A 21245-nucleotide genomic window follows, 5' to 3' on the forward strand; every position below is an offset into this window, starting at 1 on the left:
GGTCGCAAGGAGAATTTTGATGAACAACGAATCGCGCGTGCTGGACATGGCCAGGCACTTTCATTCCCAAACGGATCCACGCCTGCATGAGGATCATGGTCCGTTGACGATCGTGGCCGGCGAAGGCGCGACCGTCACGGATGACGCGGGCAACCGCTATATCGAGGGCATGGGCGGACTCTGGTGTGCCTCGCTCGGCTTCAGCGACAGCCGGCTGGCCGCCGCTGCTGACCGCCAGATGCGCAAGCTCGCCGTCTATCACACCTTCAATCACCGCTCGAATGAGCCCACCGTCGAACTCGTTGAACAGCTTACCGCGTTGGCGCCGTTCGACCACGCGCGCGTCTTTCTGGTCGGCTCCGGTTCGGAAGCCAATGACACGATGGTCAAGCTCGCCTGGTATTACCAGGCCGCGCGGGGACGTCCGGAGAAACGCAAGATCATCAGCAGGTTTGGCGCCTTCCACGGCAGTACGATCATGGGCGCGGCGCTGAGTGGGCTGCCGCACATGCACAAGTCCTTCAACCTGCCGCCGCTTCCCGTCATATTCGCCGCGCGGCCGTTCCACTATCTCGACGGTCTGCCGGGCGAGGCGGAGCATGACTACGCCACGCGCCTGGCCCAGGAACTCGAGGCCCTGATCCTGGCGGAGGGGCCAGAGACGATTGCCGCGATGATCGCAGAGCCAGTCATGGGCGCCGGCGGCGTGCTGGTACCGCCGGAGAATTATTTTCCAAAGGTTCAGGCGGTGCTGCGCAAATACGACATCCTGATGCTGTCCGACGAGGTGGTCTGCGGTTTCGGACGCACCGGAAATTGGTTCGGCAGCCAGACTTTTGGCATGGAACCGGACATGCTGTCGGTCGCCAAGGGGCTTTCATCCGGTCATCTGCCCATTGGCGGCGTCATTATCTCCGACAAGGTCTACCAGTGCGTCGCCGACGAGGCCCACAAGGTCGGCGTGTTCGGCCACGGTTTCACCTATTCCGGCCATCCGGTGACAGCCGCCGTCGCCGCCGAGGCGATCAGGATCTACCGCGAGATCGATCTCGTGAGCCAGGCGCGCCGTCTCGGCGATTATCTGCATGCAGCGCTCGCGGACGCGCTCAACGACCATACACTGGTCGGCGAGGTCCGCGGCCGCGGTTTTATAGCGGGGATCCAGATCGTCGAGGATCGCGCCACCCGTCGCGCCTTTGCGCCGGAGCTGCGAATTGGCACCGATGTCGAGCGGCGGTGCCGCGAGCACGGAGTCATGATCCGCAACATGGGCGACGTGCTGGCAATCTGCCCGCCCTACGTCATCGCCCCTAAAGAGATCGATTACATGGTTGATGGCATTCGCGCGGCTCTTGATGAGACCGCGGCGGCCCATGCGCGGACTGACCAGTCGGCATGAACCCGCCCGGCGAGGCGGCGAGACGTCGCTGGAGGGGCCGGCCGCGCGAAAGGCGCTTGGGCAAGCGCGAGCCGCAGCCAGCATACAGGATCCTGATTGTCTTATCCGAACGGAGGCCAGACCATGCTTCAGAAAACCAGCCATTTCATGCGCCAGGCCAATCTCATCAACGGCGAGTGGGTGCAGGCCGACAGCGGACTGACGGTCGACGTCAACAACCCGGCCACCGGTCTCAAGATCGGCACCGTGCCGAAGTCGGGCAGGGCCGAGACCCGCCGCGCCATCGAAGCCGCCGCAGAAGCTTTCAAGACCTGGCGCAAGACGACCGCGCTCGAGCGCTCGAAGCTGCTGCGCAAGCTGCATGACGCGATGATGGACAATCAGGACGTGCTGGCCGAACTGCTGACCATCGAACAGGGCAAGTCGCTGTTCGAATCGAAGGGCGAGATCGGCTCTGCCGCGGCCTACATATTGTGGTTCGCCGAGGAAGGTCGCCGCACCTATGGCGATGTCGTGCCTTCGCCATGGGCGGACCGCCGCATCCTGGTGACCAAGGAGCCGGTCGGCGTCATCGCCGCCATCACGCCGTGGAATTTCCCGTCCTCGATGCTGGCCCGCAAGCTCGGCCCGGCGCTCGCCGCCGGCTGCACCGCAGTGGTCAAGCCGGCCTCGCAGACACCATATTCGGGCCTCGCCTGGGGTGCGCTCGCAGAGGAGGTCGGCTTCCCCAAGGGTGTCGTCAACATCCTGACCGGTTCGGCAAGCGAGATCGGCGACGAGATCTGCGCCAATCCGCTGGTGTCGAAGATCACCTTCACCGGATCGACCGAAGTCGGCAAGCTTCTCATCCAGAAGTCGTCGGTCACAGTCAAGAAAGTGTCGATGGAACTCGGCGGCAACGCGCCGTTCATCGTCTTCGACGACGCTGACCTCGAGCGTGCGGTCGCCGGCGCGATCACCGCCAAGTATCGCAATTCCGGCCAGACCTGCGTCTGCACCAACCGCTTCCTTGTCCAGGCTGGTGTCTATGACAAGTTCGTCGAGAAGCTCGCTGCCGCCAGCAATGGGCTGAAGGTCGGCTCCGGCCTCGAGGACGGCGTGCAGCAGGGGCCGCTGATCGACGAAAAGGCGGTCGAGAAGGTCGAAGAACTGATCGCCGACGCCACATCCAAGGGCGGCAAGATCGTCGCCGGCGGCAAGCGCCATGCACTCGGCGGTTCGTTCTTCCAGCCGACCGTCATTGCCAACGCGACACCCAAGATGCGCTTCATGAAGGAAGAGATATTTGGCCCGGTCGCACCGGTGTTCAAGTTCGAGACCGAAGAGGAGGCGATAGCACTTGCCAACGACACCGAATTCGGCCTCGCCTGCTACTTCTACACAGGCGATCTCGGCCGCGCCTTCCGCGTCATGGAAGGGCTGAAATACGGCATGGTCGGCGTCAATGAAGGCCTCATCACCACGCCGGAGGCACCCTTCGGCGGCGTCAAGGAATCCGGCCTCGGCAAGGAAGGCGGACATCAGGGCATCGAAGATTACCTCGATACCAAATATGTCTGCATCGGCGGCCTCGGCTCTAGTGCGCCGGCTTTTCCCGCGTCTCAGAACGCGGAATGACGAACCCGCGGGTGATCCGGTGAAAATCTTTCCGGTTCCGAGGAGAAGTGACCTAAGATCGTGAGCGCCCTATGCTCTTACGTTTCCGGAAAAAGCTTCGGAAACAGCGCGTCCAGAGCGTCCGCCGGAAAGCGTAGGGACACTGGGCCCTTTGGCGTTTCCGACGCCAATAGTCCGAGCGCGATTACGTCATTGAACACTCGACGCGCCGTACGTTCGGGTAGTCCGCTAATACGGGATGCCTCGCCGCGGTCAAACTCACCGCGCGTGAGCGCTTCCTCCACGAGGCGGCCGGCTTCGGGCTTCAGACCACTGCGCTCCACATGCCGATACAGCCGCTTGGCCAACGTGTCGAGATCGAACAGTCCGGTCATGAAGCTCACCTGATCGATACACGCCTGCAGGAACCATAAGGTAAAATCGCCGAGTGCGCGTTCGGAGAGGTTGCCACGTCCGTCGAGATCACCCTGGCGGGGCATATCGGCATGATCCATCATGCTCTTGTAATCCGTTCGGCTTTTCACGCCACGTGCCAAGCCTCGTGAGATCGACCACAGCCCGTGCGCGGCGACCCCGGCCTGAGGGCCATGGCGTGGCTCATCAATCGGCTGACGCGTCCGTTGCCGTCCGGAAACGGGTGAATGTAGTTGAAGCGGTGATGCGCGGCAGGAATGGTCAGGATGCGTCCGGCCTTGCCCAGCTTATCGAAGCGATAACGCATGGCAAAGTATTGCATGAAATCGTTGACGCGATCGCTCGAAGGCGGTTCATGCCGGCCGATGGCGACGTCATGCTCTGGCTTCGATCGCCACTCACCTGGCGCCATGACGAACTCACGGCCGGCACCCTTGATGGTCAGCATGGGCGCTTCGGCATCGCGATAGAATTCCGCGTGCAGCCATCGAAGAAAACCTACCGATGCCGGTTCCGGCAACTGCCCATCGGCAGCCAGGCGGTCGATCTCGGCTTGCACGCGAACGTGCGCGGCCGCCTCGAGCTGCAGATTGCGGCGTTCTCGTCTCGATCGAAATTCCGACCAGCGCCCGTTCGATGTCGCGCGGGCGCGTATCGTGGCCTTCGATCAGGTTGCTGTAGTAGGTGTTCATGATGCGCACGAGATGGGCGAGGTTGGCTGCGGTACGGCGAGTGCAGGCTTTTGCCCAAAACAGCCGACGTCGCCAGGCTTGGACACAAATCGATGCTGCCGATGATGATCATGGCCGATGTTCGGCAGGCCTATCGTACTGACAACTATGCACAAACCGTAGTTGGGGGAGCCATCTGGCCGATGCTTTGGCCGATCTATGACGATCGGCCGGACTCAGACAGGTTCGAGGTGGAAAACAGGCAGCTTTAAACATGGTTCTGCCTCGGCCAGCGCAAGATTCGCCTGGAGCTTCGCTTATGCTGTGTGAGCTTGTTCTCTCGCGCCCGAATTCCCCATGGATGGCCCAAAAGCAGGCGATCCATTTGTCATTTTTAAGTGCGTCGGACTGCCAGTTGATCGCGTTCTGACCCGACTGGGAGTTCAAGTTTGACCTGAAACTGACCGGGTGCTGGATGGCAGGCTTCATCCCCACCGGTCTGATATGAAAAAACGTCCGGCCCCGAAGGCTAGGCTGCAATCTCGTATGGCTTCTATGCGCCGTTCTCTTGGAGCGTGTTGCGGGCTTGGTCTGCCCAACCTCGGAGCTCAACGCTTCACGGCGTTAGGATGAGCGTTCGAAGCGCAGGATTACTGCCGACACTGCTCTTCTTGTTCGCATTGGGCAGTTCCCGTTGGAAGCTTCCATCTTGCCGACTGCTGAGTTTGGAGTCGCCGTAGCTGTGAAATCGAAAAGAAGCCCCTAGGCAACGTTTGCCGCGACGCTACTGAGAGCTGGTCACCGGGAGAGCCGAAGGTAGAACGAAGTTGTCTCGTTGAGCTTGTATGTGGCGCCAGCATAGAAGGCCCAGTTCCCACCCCAAGGCTTATACAAACGCCCACCGTTAGCGCCGATCGCGTTCATGGCCTCGTCCTTTTGGCAGAGATCACCACGGTCGCTAGCTGGCGAGCAAAGTCCGTCCCAGCGCTGCATTATCTCGTCGGATCCGGCAAGCTGGCAGAATTTCCCAGGCGGAGCTGACGGGGAGGGATGGTGGGAACAAAACGGTGCGCGTGAGGTCTCGGCGGGAACGGCCAAGACATCTAAGCGGAACGGACTGGCATAACGCAAAGACACAGGCGAGCTCAGCGGCAAGGTGGTTTGTTATCACCATGGGACGCCTGCCGCGTCAAACGGTGGTGTCGTGGGTCGAGACGGCGAGGGCAGCGGTCGCCATGCGCCCCGACCGGCTTGCCAGCGCTGCCCGCGCTGAACAGCATGCGGCTGTCGCCGTGACGCTGGTTGCCGCCGGCTACCGGGAGATCGGGCTCGACCTTTTCGCCTTGCCGCACGACGAGCTCGCGCTGGCACAGGAAACCGGTCGCCTGCGACGTAACTCGTTGGGCTGCTCTGCCGATACCTGCAGAACCCTGATCGGTTTCGGCGCGTCGGCTATCGGCCGCATCGGCCAGGGGTACGTTCAAAACGAAGTTACACGGGATATCTACATCCAGCACATCGCAGTTGGCCGACTGGCGACATCGAAGGGCCATCGCCTCACAGACGACGACCGCGTGCGAGCCGCAATCATCGAGCGATTAATGTGCGATTTCGAGGCTGACGTGCCGGCAATCTGTGTCGCCCACGGATCTGATCCGATCCGTCTTCGCGGTTCAGATGAGCGTTTGGCGATGCTGGCCAAGGACGGAATAGTGGACTTCGAAAACGGTCTTGTCCGCGTACGGCGGGAGCATCGCTTTGGGATTCGCGCTGTTGCTGCCGCATTCGATGCTTTTAGGGATGGCCTTACGTATCCCGCAGTTGAGGGCAAGCACACAACACGGAAGCTAACACAGGGAGTACCTTTTGCCGGAGAGAACGAGCTGCCATCGTGCGGTGCCCGGTTAGTAGTGAAGCGCCGTAAAATGTCGACATAGGCGTTGGTGAACTGGACCGAACGACGAGAACGGCCTATCCAGTGTGTTGTCGGCAGTTAGTTCGAAAGTCCTGCTACACCCGATCCGATGCCTCTCAACGCCGAGGCCGCACCTCCGTGCCGAAGCCGGCCTTCCCAATGGTGGGTCGAGCCGTCGCTTACCCCGTGCTTGCCCACAGATCCGCGACCGAGAACCCAGCCACATGCCTGCCGGGGCCTAGGTCCATCAAGCATGAAAGGAACACGTCGGAACCTGGGATATCGCTTGCCCGGCCGGGCGGCGATAGCCTTGTCGGGGCAGCGAGGAGCCGTGGCCGATGATGAACGCACAGGAGAAGTCTGGCGTGAATGGGGCGATGATTGTCAAGCTTTGCTCTCGAGTCATTTCGTCAACCATCTTGCGTGACCGATTGGCGACCATCTCCTCGTCCCGACCTTATATTACCCGTCGCCTGTCGCCGCCAGCGCGCAGTGACTTGTCAAGGATGGAGGCCCGCAGACCCCATCGCGCGGCGACTTGTCCTTGACGGTCACGAGCACGGCGGCAGGTTTGCCGTGGTCGGGGAGCCTTCCTTGAGCGGAAGCCGACGACAGTGTTCGAGGGGAACTCGCCATGAGCCGGGTGCGCAGAGATCGTCCGACGCTCTTGTATTTGCTGGATCCCAGCCGGCTCCGCCTCCGACTGCCTCGATAGCTCGGTATCCTGAGCGCGTCGGCGGCATCATGCCATTATCATCCTACGAATTGCATGCTCCATCGTCCTGGACGAGACCGGTTTGGCTAGCCAAAGGACGAAGGTCTGATTACCAGATGTGATCGGCATGGGGTCGCTTCCACCAACGACGATGATGGGCACCGTCATCAGGGTGGTACGTACGGCTTCGGGCTGTCCTGGCCCGAGGAAAGTCGCTTTATCGAAAATTAGGAGGTCGGCTGCCTTCCCGCTCTCGATCCAGTCGCAAAGACTCTCGAAGGTCGCGAAGCCGACCGGCTTATAACCCAGCGCGGCGATCTTATCCTTGTAGATCTCCAACGCTGCTGGATCGGGGTCAACGACTGCAATGATTTCTCCGTTGCCAAGTGATCCATCGCATGGGCCGAAAGCGCTATCAGCTCTGACCTGCTCCTCAGCGCAGGCCGGTAAGTAGAGATCGAAGCGTGTACCTCGGCCAACAGCCGAGGTGACGTCAAGGCATCCTGCGAGCGCGCTCACATGGCGGTCCACTGCAGCAAGACCCAGTCCGGTCCCGCCGACGCGAGAGCGCGTGGTAAAAAAGGGCTCAAAGATATGCGGAAGCACCGAACTTGCGATTCCTTGGCCATCGTCGCTGATGGAGAGGAGAACGTAATCTCCCGGTTTCAAGGTGCCCTTAGCCACGGGCTTCGTTTGACAGACGTGAGCGCGAGAAACGCTAATCTCGACACGGCCCTGATTCAAGAGAGCCTCCGACGCGTTCTTGCATAGATTCATAAGGATCTGCTGTATCTCGGTCGGGCTGCCCTCGATCACCGTTTGCCACTCGTTGATCTTGAAGTTCAACTGAACATCCGCACGAAGTGTAACCCGCAGCAATGGCGCGAGATCCATTACACTCTCCGAGACGTCGAAAGGCATCGTCACGCGCTTCCGATTTCGGCTTAGTGACAAAATTTGATCAATAATCAGTTTGGCTCGGTTGCTGGCCAAGATAATTTGGCCGATGTGGCCCCGAATTCTCGAGGGGCGACGCACAAGACCTTTAGCCATCTCTGCGTAGCCGACTATTGCTCCTAGAACATTATTGAATTCATGTGTAACGCCGCTTGCGATTGTGCCGACAGCCGTCAGCCTTTCCGCATGCTCCCATCGACTCTCAAAAAGGTTACGTTCCGTGTGTACACGTTGCATTTCAAGATGGTTGCCTAAACGCACAGTAGCGCTCGCCAGAACCAGGAGGTCGTCTGTGGAGGGTGGTGAGCGATCTCCTTCAAAAACAAGGATACAAACCGCAGCCTGCTGATCGGAGGCCCGGCAACCAACAATTTGACAAACACCGGTAGTGCCTACGGCAGTCCGAACCACTTCCGACGCCGGAACGACGCGAAACACTGGCTGTTCCGGGTGTACAAGTGAGACGACTTCATGGATTAGCGTGGCGTTCCAGACGCGCATGCGCTTGTTCGCGACAAAGTACTCGGTATTCCTGCTGATACTCGGATCCACCAGAGCAAGCGCGCATTGATCCGCATCGAAAACGCATTGAATGAGTCTAAGCGCCGCTTCGGTGGAGAAGCGCCGCGAAGCCTTCGTTGCTTGACTGTCGATGAAACAAGCTTCGATCTCACTCATCGCCGCTTCAAGCTCTAACCGCCTTTCCAACCGGTTCGTCCGCACATGCAGCGTGGAGGCTCGAATGGTCGCAAACAAGCAGAGGCATATGGACACCAAGCCAAAGAAAAGCCGTGTACGCTGCGCTTGCGCGCTGGCGAAGCTGTAGGCTTTCAGATGTTCTCGCTCCAATTCGGCAGCCTTGGCGAACGTGTCGAAGGATGGGATCCGATTGACAGCGCGGTCCAACCTCAACATTGAGGACAGGATAGCGCGGCCCTCGCGGGCAACATCCTCCGTGACTTGGTCCTGGCTAGGAGGAAGTCGGCGGAGAGACTGATCGATTTGTAATGCGAGGCTGAATCCCGGGCTGGCCGAAAATTGAAGGATCAGATTGGAAAATTCAGGCCTGTTCGACACTCCCCCCCAAAGGCGATTAGCCGAGCGAGCAAAGCGTACGAGAGAGCTTTGCAGAAGCTCATTTTGCGCGGCCGAGTTCGAGATGGCAGCTTCTGTGTTTTCGAGGGACTTTTTGAGCTGTGCAACCAACCTGGAGTGCACCCCGGAGCTCTCATTGGGCGAAATCTCAACAAGGCGTTGGTAGTTTTGAAGGTTCCTTTTTAATGCTTGCCCGGTAGAAGCAACGGAACGGAAGTCCAATACCATGTCGGCGCGGGCGACGTCTCGCTGGAGCAATGCGTAGTTGATCTGAATCGTCCGCAGTTCGCTTAGGACCGCCTCGTTGATCTGGGGGTCTTGCCACTGTATCGCGACCAAGAGCGCAACCGAGGCCACTAGGGCCATTACAGAAGCTTTGTCGGTACTGAGCCATTTTTCCCAAACGAACGGCGTTTGAGCCGCGGTGCGTGCCTTGCGAAGGTCCGAGTTGAATTCTAGCTCCCCATCGCGTCGGTGTGCGGCCGGATGCTGCTGGAACAGGAAAGCCAAGTGTACCTCTCCCCTCAAACAGGCGGTGTAGACACCGTTGCACTCTGCCCCCATGGCCCGCTGACCTTCCATTGATTCGCGGGCGTTTCGACCTCGACGGCGAGGCGGCAGCACAAGGCGGGCAACTGATCGCAGTTTTCGGAACTGGTCTTCCGAGAGATCATCGAAGGGGCATACAAGCGCACGCCTGCAGCAGCCGAGGATGATACCGGCCGGTCAAACGCAACTGGCGAGGGCCGGATCTGCTGTTGGCTGGCAGCTAACACTGGCGGGGCGGCGGCCTCAACTACGGCGTGCCTAGAGCCGGCTGCTGCGAAAGCGTCCGACACGCTTCCCTTGGGGTCATCCCGTCCAGCGGGCATCCTTGGATCGCTGAAAAAAGACGAGGCGGCTTGATGATCCTGCCCTCGCTGAAGCACCTCGCGAAACCCCTTTTCCAGTCGCAGAAGCTCCTCTGGACCGGTAGGCGGCTCGTCAGCTCGACCATCGAACAGCGGCCGGAGCGCCTCGGACACGTGCTGCTCAAAGCCCACTCGCCGGGCCTGGACCGCTTGCCCGTCTTCCAAGCCGGCGTCCTGCACCTGCGACAAAGCTGTTACACGGGATGGATTACTATTTCGCGGGTTCATACTAGCCTCACATCAAACTGTATCGTCAAAGTCCTGCGCCAATTCACACAGCGGGTCATCGAGTTGAGATTCTGCGGAGAGCGCCTCCTCTGCTCCCGTCAAGGGCGCCGGCTCCGGGAGGGCGCCTGTCTGGCTTTCAAAGATGCGTTTCAGAATGCGATCCGAAAAATATCGCACCTTCCTCAATTTTAATGGTGGCAGACCTTTGATGAGAACAATCTCGTAGTCGTCATCGAGCAGCCGAACCTGTTCGGGACGCAATAGCGGTGCACCTTGATGTGAATTCTGAATGTTCCAATCGAACGTTCGCGCCTGGCTGTAGGAAATCGATTGGGCTTGAAATGTGAATCCACCGATAGCTTTGGAAATGTAGTTCGGAGTCTCGTCATCTACCTCGATGTTCCTAGAAGCGCGCCGGCAGCCCGGGCGGGGGGCTTGGGGTTAGACTGCCAGCGCACGCCACTCATAAAGAGCGGCCTCTTTTCGCGGTTCGGACACCCATAGTCAACCCGGCAACGTCTGGATGCCCGCTGTGCTTTTTGCAGAGCGGCGATGCCGGGCATATCGGCCGATCCTGTCTAGGATGGTGTGGCCACTCTCGTCGGCCGAGTTGATGCTCCAGCCAGTATCGCCTTGCCGACCAGCATGAGTTCGCCGTTAGCAATCCATTGTTGCGGGCGTTCCAGTCACGGCCTTCCATTCGGCGATGGCTTGCAAGCGATGAACATGTATGGCGAGAGCAGAACGTTTGGGGCGGGGGACGAAGAGGTTGCGGAGGGCTGACAAGGTCGAGACGAAGCGTTGCAGGCCTCCCGGCGATCGGACCCCTGCATCATCCGCTCCCGTTTTCGCGGCGGCACATGGGAATTCTCCGCTCTGTTGTTCAACCCCTTGTGCGACCGGTGCTCGACGTCCGGCATCATCTGTCGCTTTGCCGCTCCATACGAGCGAAGCTAGTCGGTGATCATGCGCTTCGGCGCGAGCCCCTGCTTCTTCCACAGCCGCGTCAGCAAGCGCAACCTCTCGCAGGGTGCGCTCTCAGAGTTCGTTCCTGCGCAGCGGCCTTGTTATCTCGATACTGGATAAGCGTCTACGAACCTACGCGCCGCATAACGAGCTTTGTTGCGCTGGTCGGTTGCGAAGGGTGGCTCTATGCATCGCAGTGGCGGACGCGAAATCCTCACCATCCTTCTGCATCGCGCTATTTGGCTTGCCGAACACCCAATTTCGCCGGCACGCTGCCGCTGAATACGATGATCATCTCGCATTCTTGCTATGGAGACTGTCGTCCTTCCTGGGCACGCGGCTGACGGCGACGAAAGCGGGTTTATTCATGCAACACCCCTTTTTGGCAGGCAAGCTGGTGGACTTCGGGATGTCGGGGGCGAATATAGCGAAGACTCCCGCCGCTCGCTGATGCATTCTGGACGCAACCGCATCGAGCCGATGTGTTCGAGACGCTTCGCGGCTGCAGTCGCCGAACGATGGCGTGGTTATGCGACCTGTTCGGCATGGCTACCCCCGTCCAGTCAGGCGTTCACGAAGGTGTTTGTCGAGAGTTCGTGGAGAAAGTCCGCCACTTATCGTTGGCGAGGGCTTTGCTCCGGAGTGGCGATCGGTGCGCTGATCGACAGGCAGGCTCTGGCCAAAATCGAATCCCATGCCGTCGCGAAAGGCCGCAGAATCGATGCGGGGGCAAACGCATCGCGCGAATGGCACGTCGAACTATCGGTCCGGTCTCCAGCGAGATGACCATCGCGCAAGAAAGAGACATTCGGGCGGCTGGCGCCTGTGATTGCTTCGACGATGCGGATAGGTCGTGCATGAGGCCAACGACACGATCTACGGCCTTCCCCCACATTTGTGCCTCAAACGGAAGCGTGTTTGGCGTGTCGCCGAGGCCTTGGAATATGGCATAGTGGTATGAACACGGGACGCATGTCGTCGGAAGCCGCGCCTTTCGGCCGAGTGAAGCAGTCCGGCATCGGGCGGGAGGGTTCCCGCCATTGCCTCGAGGACTACCTCGAAATGAAATACCTCTGCACGGGCGGCATCTGAAGCATGGGCTTGCAGGGCTCGCAGACCGGTAAACCAGCGAGCCATCTCCAAATATGTGAATTGTGGATTGCTCCTCGACGGGAGCTGAGGGGCGGCTCCGCAAGCCTTACGACGCTCTTTGCGAGCCGTAGCTGCCGAGCTGGCAAAAGGCCGGGCTACGTCGCGCCAGCGCAATCGGCGCGCAGAAAATTAGGCCTACCCGCTCCGGGACCGCGGACCTCGTCAGCTTCTCGTAAGTATGCCCGAGTAGGTTGCTCAGCTGATCTGTGGACGTGAGGCTAACGTGACCCGGCACAAATTTGACCTATCCAATGTAACAGGTTGGCGGCAGGTGCAGCCCCCGGCATCTCAAGAGCAAGCGGCACAGGCCGGGCAAGAGGGCTTTGAGCAGCGCTCGGGCGAGGCGCGCCAAGCCGCTGCCCAAATTCCCGCCCCCGGCGTTCCGGCTCTGCCAGACCCGTTCCATCCTCATCCGTCTCACGGAGACCTGAGCCTCATCGAAGGCGCGGCCCCATGGGAAGCGCAGCCCATGATGCAAGGGAGCGGACAAGAACACGCCGCGGCGCCGTACGCCGGAGGCAGTGGGTCGATGCTAGGTGCCTCGGTGCTGCAGCCGGGTCACTCAACGGCGCGCCATCATCATGCGCCGGATTCGTCAGTGGGTGATCTGAATCCTTCCGCACCGTTCGAGTTGCGTGACCATGCTCGTTCCCCCGTGCCGGCGGCGGTGCAGCCAGATCCTCCAGTAGTGGTCTCCGACGGTCGCGGCTGCAAGCGTCCTCTTTATTCCAACGATGCGACCGTTGTCGAAGGGCTGAGGTCACTCTACGCGGGTAAGGCCAAGGAGGAAACGGTCAAGCGCCATGTAAATTCTCTTTACGGCTTTGGTCGTTGGCTCTTTAAAAATAACAAGCCGGGATTTGCTGCTCGGCTTCACGAGGAGTCGCTGGATGAAGATCTCAAGGAGTACGAGAGCAGTGGTGGCTCCTCGACTGTGGCTGTGGCACTGCGTCGTCTCAGAGAGTCGGCGGGCGGAGTGCCAATGGTGGGCCGCGCTGTCCTGAATCCCGACCCTGCCGACGCCGTGCTCATCAAAGAGTACAAAGCGGCTCTCATCAAAGAGTACAAGGGAGCGCCTGCGACCGGGCCGAATCGCCAAACCATTCACGACTATGGAGCTACTCTTAGACGTTTCAGTGAATACCTGGTTGAAAACAACAAGCCGGGGATTGCGGCTCGGCTTCACGAGGAGTCGCTGGATGAAGATGCCAAGCGCTATAAGGCCTCCAGTGGTGACCGGAGGATCATTGCACTAGCTCAACTCCGGAAGTTCCTGCCGTCCGCCGCACTCGGGCGCGAAATTGCCCTTGCTGCTCGTCCGGAAGACGCACTCGGCATGGAGGCTCGTGCCATTGGGGACGCCGCTGCGCAGCACAGCGGGCCGCAGAAGGCATTGGGTCGGCCAGAGAAGCTCCCTGGGGAAGCTAATGAAGACGCCGCTGTTCTGCCATCGTCTTTCGTACCAACTGGGCACCATCACCAAGCCTCGGATCCCGCAGAGTCCTTTCGTCCCCTGATCTGGCGCGACGGCGACCAGCGCGCGCCGGACGAGCGGATCGCTGCACAGGACAGGAGCAACCTGCTACCAAGCGAGGAGGTGCCACTGAGGCCACCGGAATTCGCTCCTCCCAGCTTGCGGGCGGGGAATTCCGCCTCGCCAGAGCTCTTTCCTGAGGGGATGTCCCCCGCGGTCGAAGGGTTTTTGGGTGTTTTCGGCGACCCCAGCGGGCGGGTGCTCGGCGCATTGCAATTGCTAGGCGACGAACATATCCACAGGGATTACCAGCTCCTGGAGCAGGAGTTGCAGGGGAACAATCCAGAACTCGCCGCCCGGACGCGGTTCGTGGATCCCCTCGTAGCCAATTATCATCTGCGCTTGGGCTCCGAGAGCGACAAGCTAAGCGCATTCCAGCGCATCGTCCATAATCAGAACGGTAACGACACAGCCGACTTCCTGTTCGTGCCAGTGAGCGATGGCGGTAAGACTCTTGCGGAGCGCGGCAAACATTGGTCGCTGCTGTTCGTTGATCGCAGCGACCGGGAACGGCCGGTTGCCTATCATTATGACTCCGTCAGCGGATGGCATGACAAGCTTGCAAAACACCTCGCAGAAAGGCTGGGCGCCAGCCTGGAGACCCGCGTGGACTTACCCCGCATCGCCCAGCAGAGCAACGAGTGGGATTGCGGAGTCTACGTGGTGGACGGCACGCGGGCGCTGGTTGGGCGATTGCAAAGATGGCAGCCAGACCTGCCAGACCTGCCAGACCTGAACCTCAACAACCTCGTCGTCAATCGGCAGGCACTACAAACCCGACTCATGGGTGACGATACATCTGGAACGGCAAATTATCTCACGAACTTTGAACTCATGGACCGACAGGCGCGAGACGCGGTTAAGGAAAGCCCCGTTGGGACGTTTCACCAGCGGATCAAGCGGCTCGGCCAGTCAGCGCGAGCGTTGCACGACAGAGCCCTGGCTCCAGTCGCGCCGGACCAAGGCAACCCAGACTCGGTGTTCGTACGGGACGTTGTTCCCGGGGAAACACGCCATCATCATGCGCCGGATTCGTCAGTGGTTGATCTGAATCCCCCCGCACCGTTCGAGTTGCGTGACCATGCTCGTTCTATGCCGGCGGCGGTGCAGCCAGATCCTCCAGTAGTGGTCTCCGGTCGCGACAAGCGTCCTCTTTATTCCAACGATGCGACCGTTGTCGAAGGGCTGCGGTCAGCACTCTATGCCGGTAAGGTCGGGGAGCGCACGGTCACGGACCATGTAAATTCTCTTCTCGGCTTTGGTCGTTGGCTCTTTGATAATAACAAGCCGGGATTTGCTACTCGGCTTGACGATCCGTTGCTGGATCAGGATCTCAAGGAGTACCAGCGCGAGAGTGGCTCCTCGAACGTGGCTAGAGCACTGGGTCGTCTCAAAGAGTCGGCGGGCGGAGCGCCAATGGTGGGCCGCGCTGCCCTGAATCCCGACCCTGCCGACGCCGTGCTCATCAAAGAGTACAAAGCGGCTCTCATCAAAGAGTACAAGGGAGCGCCTGCGACGGGGCCGAATCCCAAAACCACTCAGGACTATGCGGCTACTCTTAGACGTTTCAGTCAATACCTGCATGAAAACAACAGGCCGGGGATTGCGGCTCGGCTTTACGAGGGGTCGCTGGATGAAGATGCCAGGCGTTATTTGGACTCCAGTGGTAACCGGTGGATCAGTGCACTAGCTCATCTCCGGAAGTTCCCGCCGTACGCCGCACTCGGGCGCGAAATTGCCCTTGCTGCTCGTCCGGAAGACGCAGTCGGCATGGAGGCTCGTGCCATTGGGGACGCCGCTGCGCAGCACAGCGGGCCGCAGAAGGCATTGGGTCGGCCAGAGAAGCCCCCTGGGAAAGCTAAGCAGCTGAGCGAGATCGGCAATTCAGGCGCTCGCGTGCTGATGCAGGCCCCCACCCATCAAGTGGGTGCATTGGCATGGGAGGCGCAGCCCATGATGCTGGGGGACGAGCACCTGGCACCGCATACCGGAGGCAGTGGGTCGATGCTGGGTGCCTCGGTGCTGCAGCCGGGTCACTCAACGGCGCGCGATTCGTCAGTGGTTGATCTGAATCCCCCCGCACCGTTCGAGTTGCGTGACCATGCTCGTTCTGTGCCGGCGGCGCCTGCCGGGCCAGCGTTCGCCAGGGCTGAGGAGACGCCCTCCGCGGTTGGCGAGGCCGCGGAGGCCGCAAGGTGGGCTCGGTTGCAAAAGCAAATGGACGAACCAGTGCATGATCCCGGCCCTCAAGTGGATACATCGCCATGGGAGGCGCAACTCATGGTGCAAGGGAGCGGACAAGAACACGCCGCGGCGCCCTACGCCGGAGGCAGTGGGTCGATGCTGGGGGCCTCGGTGCTGCAGCCGGATCACTCAACGGCGCGCCATCATCATGCGCCGGATTCGTCAGTGGTTGATCTGAATCCCCCCTCACCGTCCGAGTTGCGTGACCCTGCTCGTTCTGTGCCGCCGGCGCCTGCCGGGCCAGCGTTCGCCAGGGCTGAGGAGACGTCCTCCGCGGTTGGCGAGGCCGCGGTGGCCGAAAGGTGGGCTCGGTTGCAAAAGCAGAAGGTCGACGCTGATTTGTCGGGATATTTCGACTCGATTCCGCACGCGGACCTTCTACGATCGCCATGGGAGGCGCAACTCATGACGCAAGGGAGCGGACAAGAACACGCCGCGGCGCCCTACGCCGGAGGCAGTGGGTCGATGCTGGGTGCCTCGGTGCTGCAGCCGGGTCACTCAACGGCGCGCGATTCGTCAGTGGTTGATCTGAATCCCCCCGCACCGTTCGAGTTGCGTGACCATGCTCGTTCTGTGCCGGCGGCGCCTGCCGGGCCAGCGTTCGCCAGGGCTGAGGAGACGCCCTCCGCGGTTGGCGAGGCCGCGGTGGCCGAAAGGTGGGCTCGGTTGCAAAAGCAAATGGACGAACCAGTGCATGATCCCGGCCCTCAAGTGGATACATCGCCATGGGAGGCGCAACTCATGGTGCAAGGGAGCGGACAAGAACACGCCGCGGCGCCCTACGCCGGAGACAGTGGGTCGAGGCTAGGTGCCTCGGTGCTGCAGCCGGGTCACTCAACGGCGCGCCATCATGATGCGCCGGATTCGTCAGTGGTTGATCTGAATCCCCCCGCACCGTCCGAGTTGCGTGACCCTGCTCGTTCTGTGCCGCCGGCGGTGCAGCCAGATCCTCCAATAGGGGTCTCCGGTCGCGACAAGGGTCCTCTCTATTCCAACGATGCGACCATTGTCGAAGGGCTGAGGTCAGCATTGGAGAGCACGGTCAAGCGCCATGTAAATTCTCTTCTCGGCTTTGGTCGTTGGCTCTTTGATAATAACAGGCCGGGATTTGCTGCTCGGCTTCACGAGGAGTCGCTGGATCCGGATCTCAAGGAGTACGAGAGCAAGAGTGGCTCCTCGGACGTGGCTAGAGCAGTGGGTCATCTCAAGACGTGGGCGGGCGGAGCGCCAGTGCTGGACCGCGCCGCTGTCCTGAATAATCCCGACCCTGCCGACGCCGCGCTCATCAGAGATTACACAGCGGCTCCCATCAAAGAGTACAAGGCAGCGCCGACCGGGCCGAATCCCGCTACCATTCAGACCTATGGATCTGCTCCTAGACGTTTCAGTGAATACCTGGTTGAAAACAAAAAGCCGGGGATTGCGGCTCGGCTTCACGAGGGGTCGCTGGATGAAGATGCCAAGCGCTATAACAACTCCGGTGGGATCAGTGCACTAGCTCATCTCCGGAAGTCCGAACTCGGGCGCGAGCTCCCTGGGAAAGCTAATGAAGACGACGCTGTTCTGCCATTGCCTTTCGTGCCAACTGGGCCCCATCACCAAGCCTCGGATCCCGCAGGGTCCTTTCGTCCCCTGATCTGGCGCGACGGCGACCAGCGCGCGCCGGACGAGCGGATCGCAGCACAGGACAGGAGCAACCAGCTACCAAGCGAGGAGGTCCTCATCAACCGTGAGCATGATACAGCGGAGTTGAGACCAGCGAAGAGGCAAAGGACCCCGAACAGTCGTCTGCAGGACGTTGCCACTGAGCCGCAGCTGAGCGAGATCGGCAATTCAGGCGCTCGCGTGCTGATGCAGGCCCCCACCCATCAAGTGGGTGCATTGCCATGGGAAGCGCAGCCCATGATGCAAGGGAGCGGACAAGAACACGCCGCGGCGCCGTACGCCGGAGGCAGTGGGTCGATGCTGGGTGCCTCGGTGCTGCAGCCGGGTCACTCAACGGCGCGCCATCATCATGCGCCGGATTCGTCAGTGGTTGATCTGAATCCCCCCGCACCGTCCGAGTTGCGTGACCATGCTCGTTCTGTGCCGGCGGCGGTGCAGCCAGATCCTCCAATAGGGGTCTCCGGTCGCGACAAGGGTCCCCTCTATTCCAACGATGCGACCGTTGTCGAAGGGCTGAGGTCAGCTTACGCGGGTAAGGTCAAGGAGAGCACGGTCAAGCGCCATGTAAATTCTCTTCTCGGCTTTGGTCGTTGGCTCTTTGACAATAACAGGCCGGGATTTGCTGCTCGGCTTGACGAATCGTCGCTGGATCAGGATCGCAAGGAGTACGAGAGCAGGGGTGGCCCCTCGGAGTACGAGAGCAGGGGTGGCCCCTCGATCGTGGCTAGAGCACTGGGTCGTCTCAAGACGTTGGCGGGCGGAGCGCCAGTGGTCGACCGCCCTGTCCGGAATCCCTACCCTGCCGACGCCGCGCTCATCAGAGATTACACAGCGGCTCTCATCAAAGAGTACAAAGAAGCGCCTGCGACCGGGCCGAATCGCGGTACCATTCAGGTCTATGGATCTACTCTTATACGTTTCAGTGAATACCTGCATGAAAACAAAAAGCCGGGGATTGCGGATCGGCTTCACGAGGGGTCGCTGGATGAAGATGCCAAGCGCTATGTGAACTCCGGTGGTAACCGGAGGATCAGTGCACTAGCTCATCTCCGGAAGTTCGCACCCGGGCGCGAAATTGCCCTTGCTGCTCGTCCGGAAGACGCAGTCGGCATGGAGGCTCGTGCCATTGGGGACGCCGCTGCGCAGCGCAGCGGGCCGCAGGAGGCATTGGGTCGGCCAGAGAGGCCCCCTGGGAAAGCTAAAGACGGGCGGGTGCTCGGCGCATTGGAATGGCTAGGCGACGAACATATCCAGAGGGATTACCAACTCCTGGAGCAGGAGTTGCAGGGGAACAATCCAGATCTCGCCGCCCGGACGCGGTTCGTGGATCCCCTCGTAGCCAATTATCATCTGCGCTTGGGCTCCAAGAGCGTCATGCTAAGCGCATTCCAGCGCATCGTCCATAAGAACGGCAACGACACAGCCGACTTCCTGTTCGTGCCAGTGAGCGATGCCGGTACGACTCGTGAGGAGCGCGGCAAACATTGGTCGCTGCTGTTCGTTGATCGCAGCGACCGGGAACGGCCGGTTGCCTATCATTATGACTCCTACAACGGATGGCATGACCCGCTTGCAAAAGAGCTCGCAGAAAATCTGGGCGCCAGCCTGGAGACCCGCGTGGGCGTATCCCGCATCGCCCAGCAGAGCAACGTGGTGGATTGCGGAGTCTACGTGGTGGACGGCACGCGGGCGCTGGTTGGGCGATTGCAATCGCAGCCAGATGACCTGAACCTCAACAACCTCGTCGTCAATCGGCAGGCACTACAAACCCGCCTCAGGGGTGACGATACATTCGGAACGGCAAATAATCTCACGAACTTTGAACTCATGGACCGACAGGCCCGAGACGCGGTTAAGGAAAGCCCCGTTGGGACGTTTCACCAGCAGATCAAGCGGCTCGGCCAGTCAGCGCCAGACGTTGCTCCCGGGGACCCATTTAAATTTCAAAGTCTTGAGAGCAAGGGGGACGCCGCTGCGCAGCACAGCGGGCCGCAGGAGGAATACAGTTGGCCAGAGTATCTCCCCCCTGGGAAAGCTAATGAAGACGACGCTGTACTGGCATCGTCTTTCGTGCCAACTGGGCCCCATCACCAAGCCTCGGATCCCGCAGGGTCCTTTCGTCCCCTGAGCTGGCGCGACGGCGACCAGCGCGCGCCGGACGAGCGGATCGCAGCACAGGACAGGAGCAACCAGCTACCAAGCGAGGAGGTCCTCATCAACCGTGAGCATGATACAGCGGAGTTGAGACCAGCGAAGAGGCAAAGGACCCCGAACAGTCGTCTGCAGGACGTTGCCACTGAGCCGCAGCTGAGCGAGATCGGCAATTCAGGCGCTCGCGTGCTGATGCAGGCCCCCACCCATCAAGTGGGTGCATTGCCATGGGAAGCGCAGCCCATGATGCAAGGGAGCGGACAAGAACACGCCGCGGCGCCGTACGCCGGAGGCAGTGGGTCGATGCTGGGTGCCTCGGTGCTGCAGCCGGGTCACTCAACGGCGCGCCATCATCATGCGCCGGATTCGTCAGTGGTTGATCTGAATCCCCCCGCACCGTCCGAGTTGCGTGACCATGCTCGTTCTGTGCCGGCGGCGGTGCAGCCAGATCGCCCAAAAGTGGTCTCCGGTCCCGACAAGGGTCCTCTTTATTCCAACGATGCGACCCTTGTCGAAGGGCTGAGGTCAGCACTCTATGCCGGTAAGGTCGGGGAGATCACGGTCAAGCGCCATGTAGATATTCTTTTCGGCTTTGGTCATTGGCTCGTTGAAAATAACAAGCCGGGGATTGCGGATCGGCTTCACGAGGAGTCGCTGGATCGGGATCGCAAGGAGTACGAGATCTGGGGTGGCGGCCCCTCGGCCGTGGCTGGGTCACTGGGTCGTCTCAAGACGTGGGCGGGCGGAGCGCCAGTGGTGGGCCGCCCGGCCCTGAATCCCCACCCTGCCGACGCCGTGCTCATCAGAGAGTACACAGCGGCTCTCATCAAAGCGTACGAGGCAGCGCCGACCGGGCCGAAACCCCGTACCGTTGAGGTCTATGGGTCTGCTCTTAGACGTTTCAGTCAATGCCTGGTTGAAAACAAAAAGCCGGGGATTGCGGATCGGCTTCACGAGCGGTCGCTGGATGAAGATGCCAAGCGCTATATGAAAACCGCTGAAATCAGTGCACTAACTCATGTCCGGAAGTTCGCACTCGGGCGCGAAATTGCCCTTGCTGCTCGTCCGGAAGACGCAGTCGGCATGGAGGCTCGTGCCATTGGGGACGCCGCTGCGCAGACCGCGGCACAAGCTCATGGCCACGCAGGAGAGCAGGGACCCATCTCTCGAGCTCAACAAGTCGCGCCAGCGCCGTTTGAACGGCACTTGGGCAAGAAGCGCGAGGCCCAGGACGGACTGACGAGTACACTTGACAGGAGCAACCTCGTGAACAGCGGGGGCGTCATCATAAACAATGAACATTCCACAGCGCTGTTGAGACCGGCGAAGAGGCAGAGGACTGATAATCCGCAAAGCCGCGCCATGGGGCGGCAACTGAGCGAAGCAACCACGACGTCCATCAGCCAAGCCTCCGATCAAGCCCGAGCGGACCTAGTGGCTTCCTTCAGAAGCAGGGAGCGCTCCGACGCGGGGCGTTGAGCTCCATGGCTGGGGTCAAGCAGAACAGCTCTCTTGACGACAGAGGCGCTGATGCGATCTCCGGACCGGTAGCTCTCGCCGTAATTGATCAGGCTGGTACTGTTGGAAGGCTTGATCAGCCTCGTCACCCCA

At 60.6% G+C, this 21245-nt stretch carries 7 protein-coding genes and 4 pseudogenes; 6 read left to right on the top strand and 5 right to left on the bottom strand.

The genetic code is table 11. The annotated features are described in order from the left end of the window. Positions 1–19: 19 nt before the first annotated feature. Entirely contained in the window at positions 20–1399 is a 1380-nt protein-coding gene (locus NLY36_RS21760; RefSeq protein ID WP_023747618.1) for an aminotransferase, read from the top strand. A gap of 123 nt (positions 1400–1522) precedes the next feature. Next, complete coding sequence (locus NLY36_RS21765; RefSeq protein WP_023737286.1) at positions 1523–3016, top strand: NAD-dependent succinate-semialdehyde dehydrogenase; 1494 nt, start codon at positions 1523–1525, stop codon at positions 3014–3016. Between the two features lie 77 nt (positions 3017–3093). Here the strand turns inward: NLY36_RS21765 and NLY36_RS21770 are convergent, their stop codons facing one another. Then, on the bottom strand, positions 3094–3513 hold the full coding sequence (locus NLY36_RS21770) for a Fic family protein (RefSeq protein ID WP_023737287.1): 420 nt from the start codon (positions 3511–3513) through the stop codon (positions 3094–3096). Between the two features lie 23 nt (positions 3514–3536). Beyond that, positions 3537–3989: a Fic family protein gene (locus NLY36_RS21775; RefSeq protein ID WP_023737288.1), complete on the bottom strand. Its 453-nt coding sequence runs from the start codon at positions 3987–3989 to the stop codon at positions 3537–3539. Between the two features lie 225 nt (positions 3990–4214). Between NLY36_RS21775 and NLY36_RS21780 the strand changes: the two genes are divergently transcribed. After that, positions 4215–4373, top strand: coding sequence for a hypothetical protein (locus NLY36_RS21780; protein WP_198020887.1), 159 nt, complete (start codon positions 4215–4217; stop codon positions 4371–4373). A gap of 909 nt (positions 4374–5282) precedes the next feature. After that, positions 5283–5903, top strand: a pseudogene (locus NLY36_RS21790) (oxygen-independent coproporphyrinogen III oxidase); the annotation flags it as partial. Between the two features lie 855 nt (positions 5904–6758). Here the strand turns inward: NLY36_RS21790 and NLY36_RS21795 are convergent. The 3 genes and pseudogenes from NLY36_RS21795 to NLY36_RS21805 all read right to left on the bottom strand — a co-directional run. After that, positions 6759–9293: a two-component system VirA-like sensor kinase gene (locus NLY36_RS21795; protein WP_031249525.1), complete on the bottom strand. Its 2535-nt coding sequence runs from the start codon at positions 9291–9293 to the stop codon at positions 6759–6761. Positions 9294–9934: 641 nt separating this feature from the next. Continuing rightward, positions 9935–10312, bottom strand: a pseudogene (locus tag NLY36_RS21800) (type IV secretory system conjugative DNA transfer family protein); the annotation flags it as partial. A 267-nt stretch (positions 10313–10579) separates the two neighbouring features. Then, positions 10580–10938 (bottom strand): annotated as a pseudogene (locus tag NLY36_RS21805) (DDE-type integrase/transposase/recombinase); the annotation flags it as partial. Positions 10939–11445: 507 nt separating this feature from the next. Between NLY36_RS21805 and NLY36_RS31810 the strand changes: the two are divergent. Continuing rightward, positions 11446–11980, top strand: a pseudogene (locus NLY36_RS31810) (aldehyde dehydrogenase family protein); the annotation flags it as partial. A gap of 658 nt (positions 11981–12638) precedes the next feature. Next, positions 12639–21113, top strand: coding sequence for a Ulp1 family isopeptidase (locus tag NLY36_RS21815; RefSeq protein WP_286461386.1), 8475 nt, complete (start codon positions 12639–12641; stop codon positions 21111–21113). Positions 21114–21245: the final 132 nt, after the last annotated feature.

It is taken from the genome of Mesorhizobium sp. C399B, from assembly GCF_030323185.1.
Classification (GTDB): Bacteria; Pseudomonadota; Alphaproteobacteria; order Rhizobiales; family Rhizobiaceae; genus Mesorhizobium.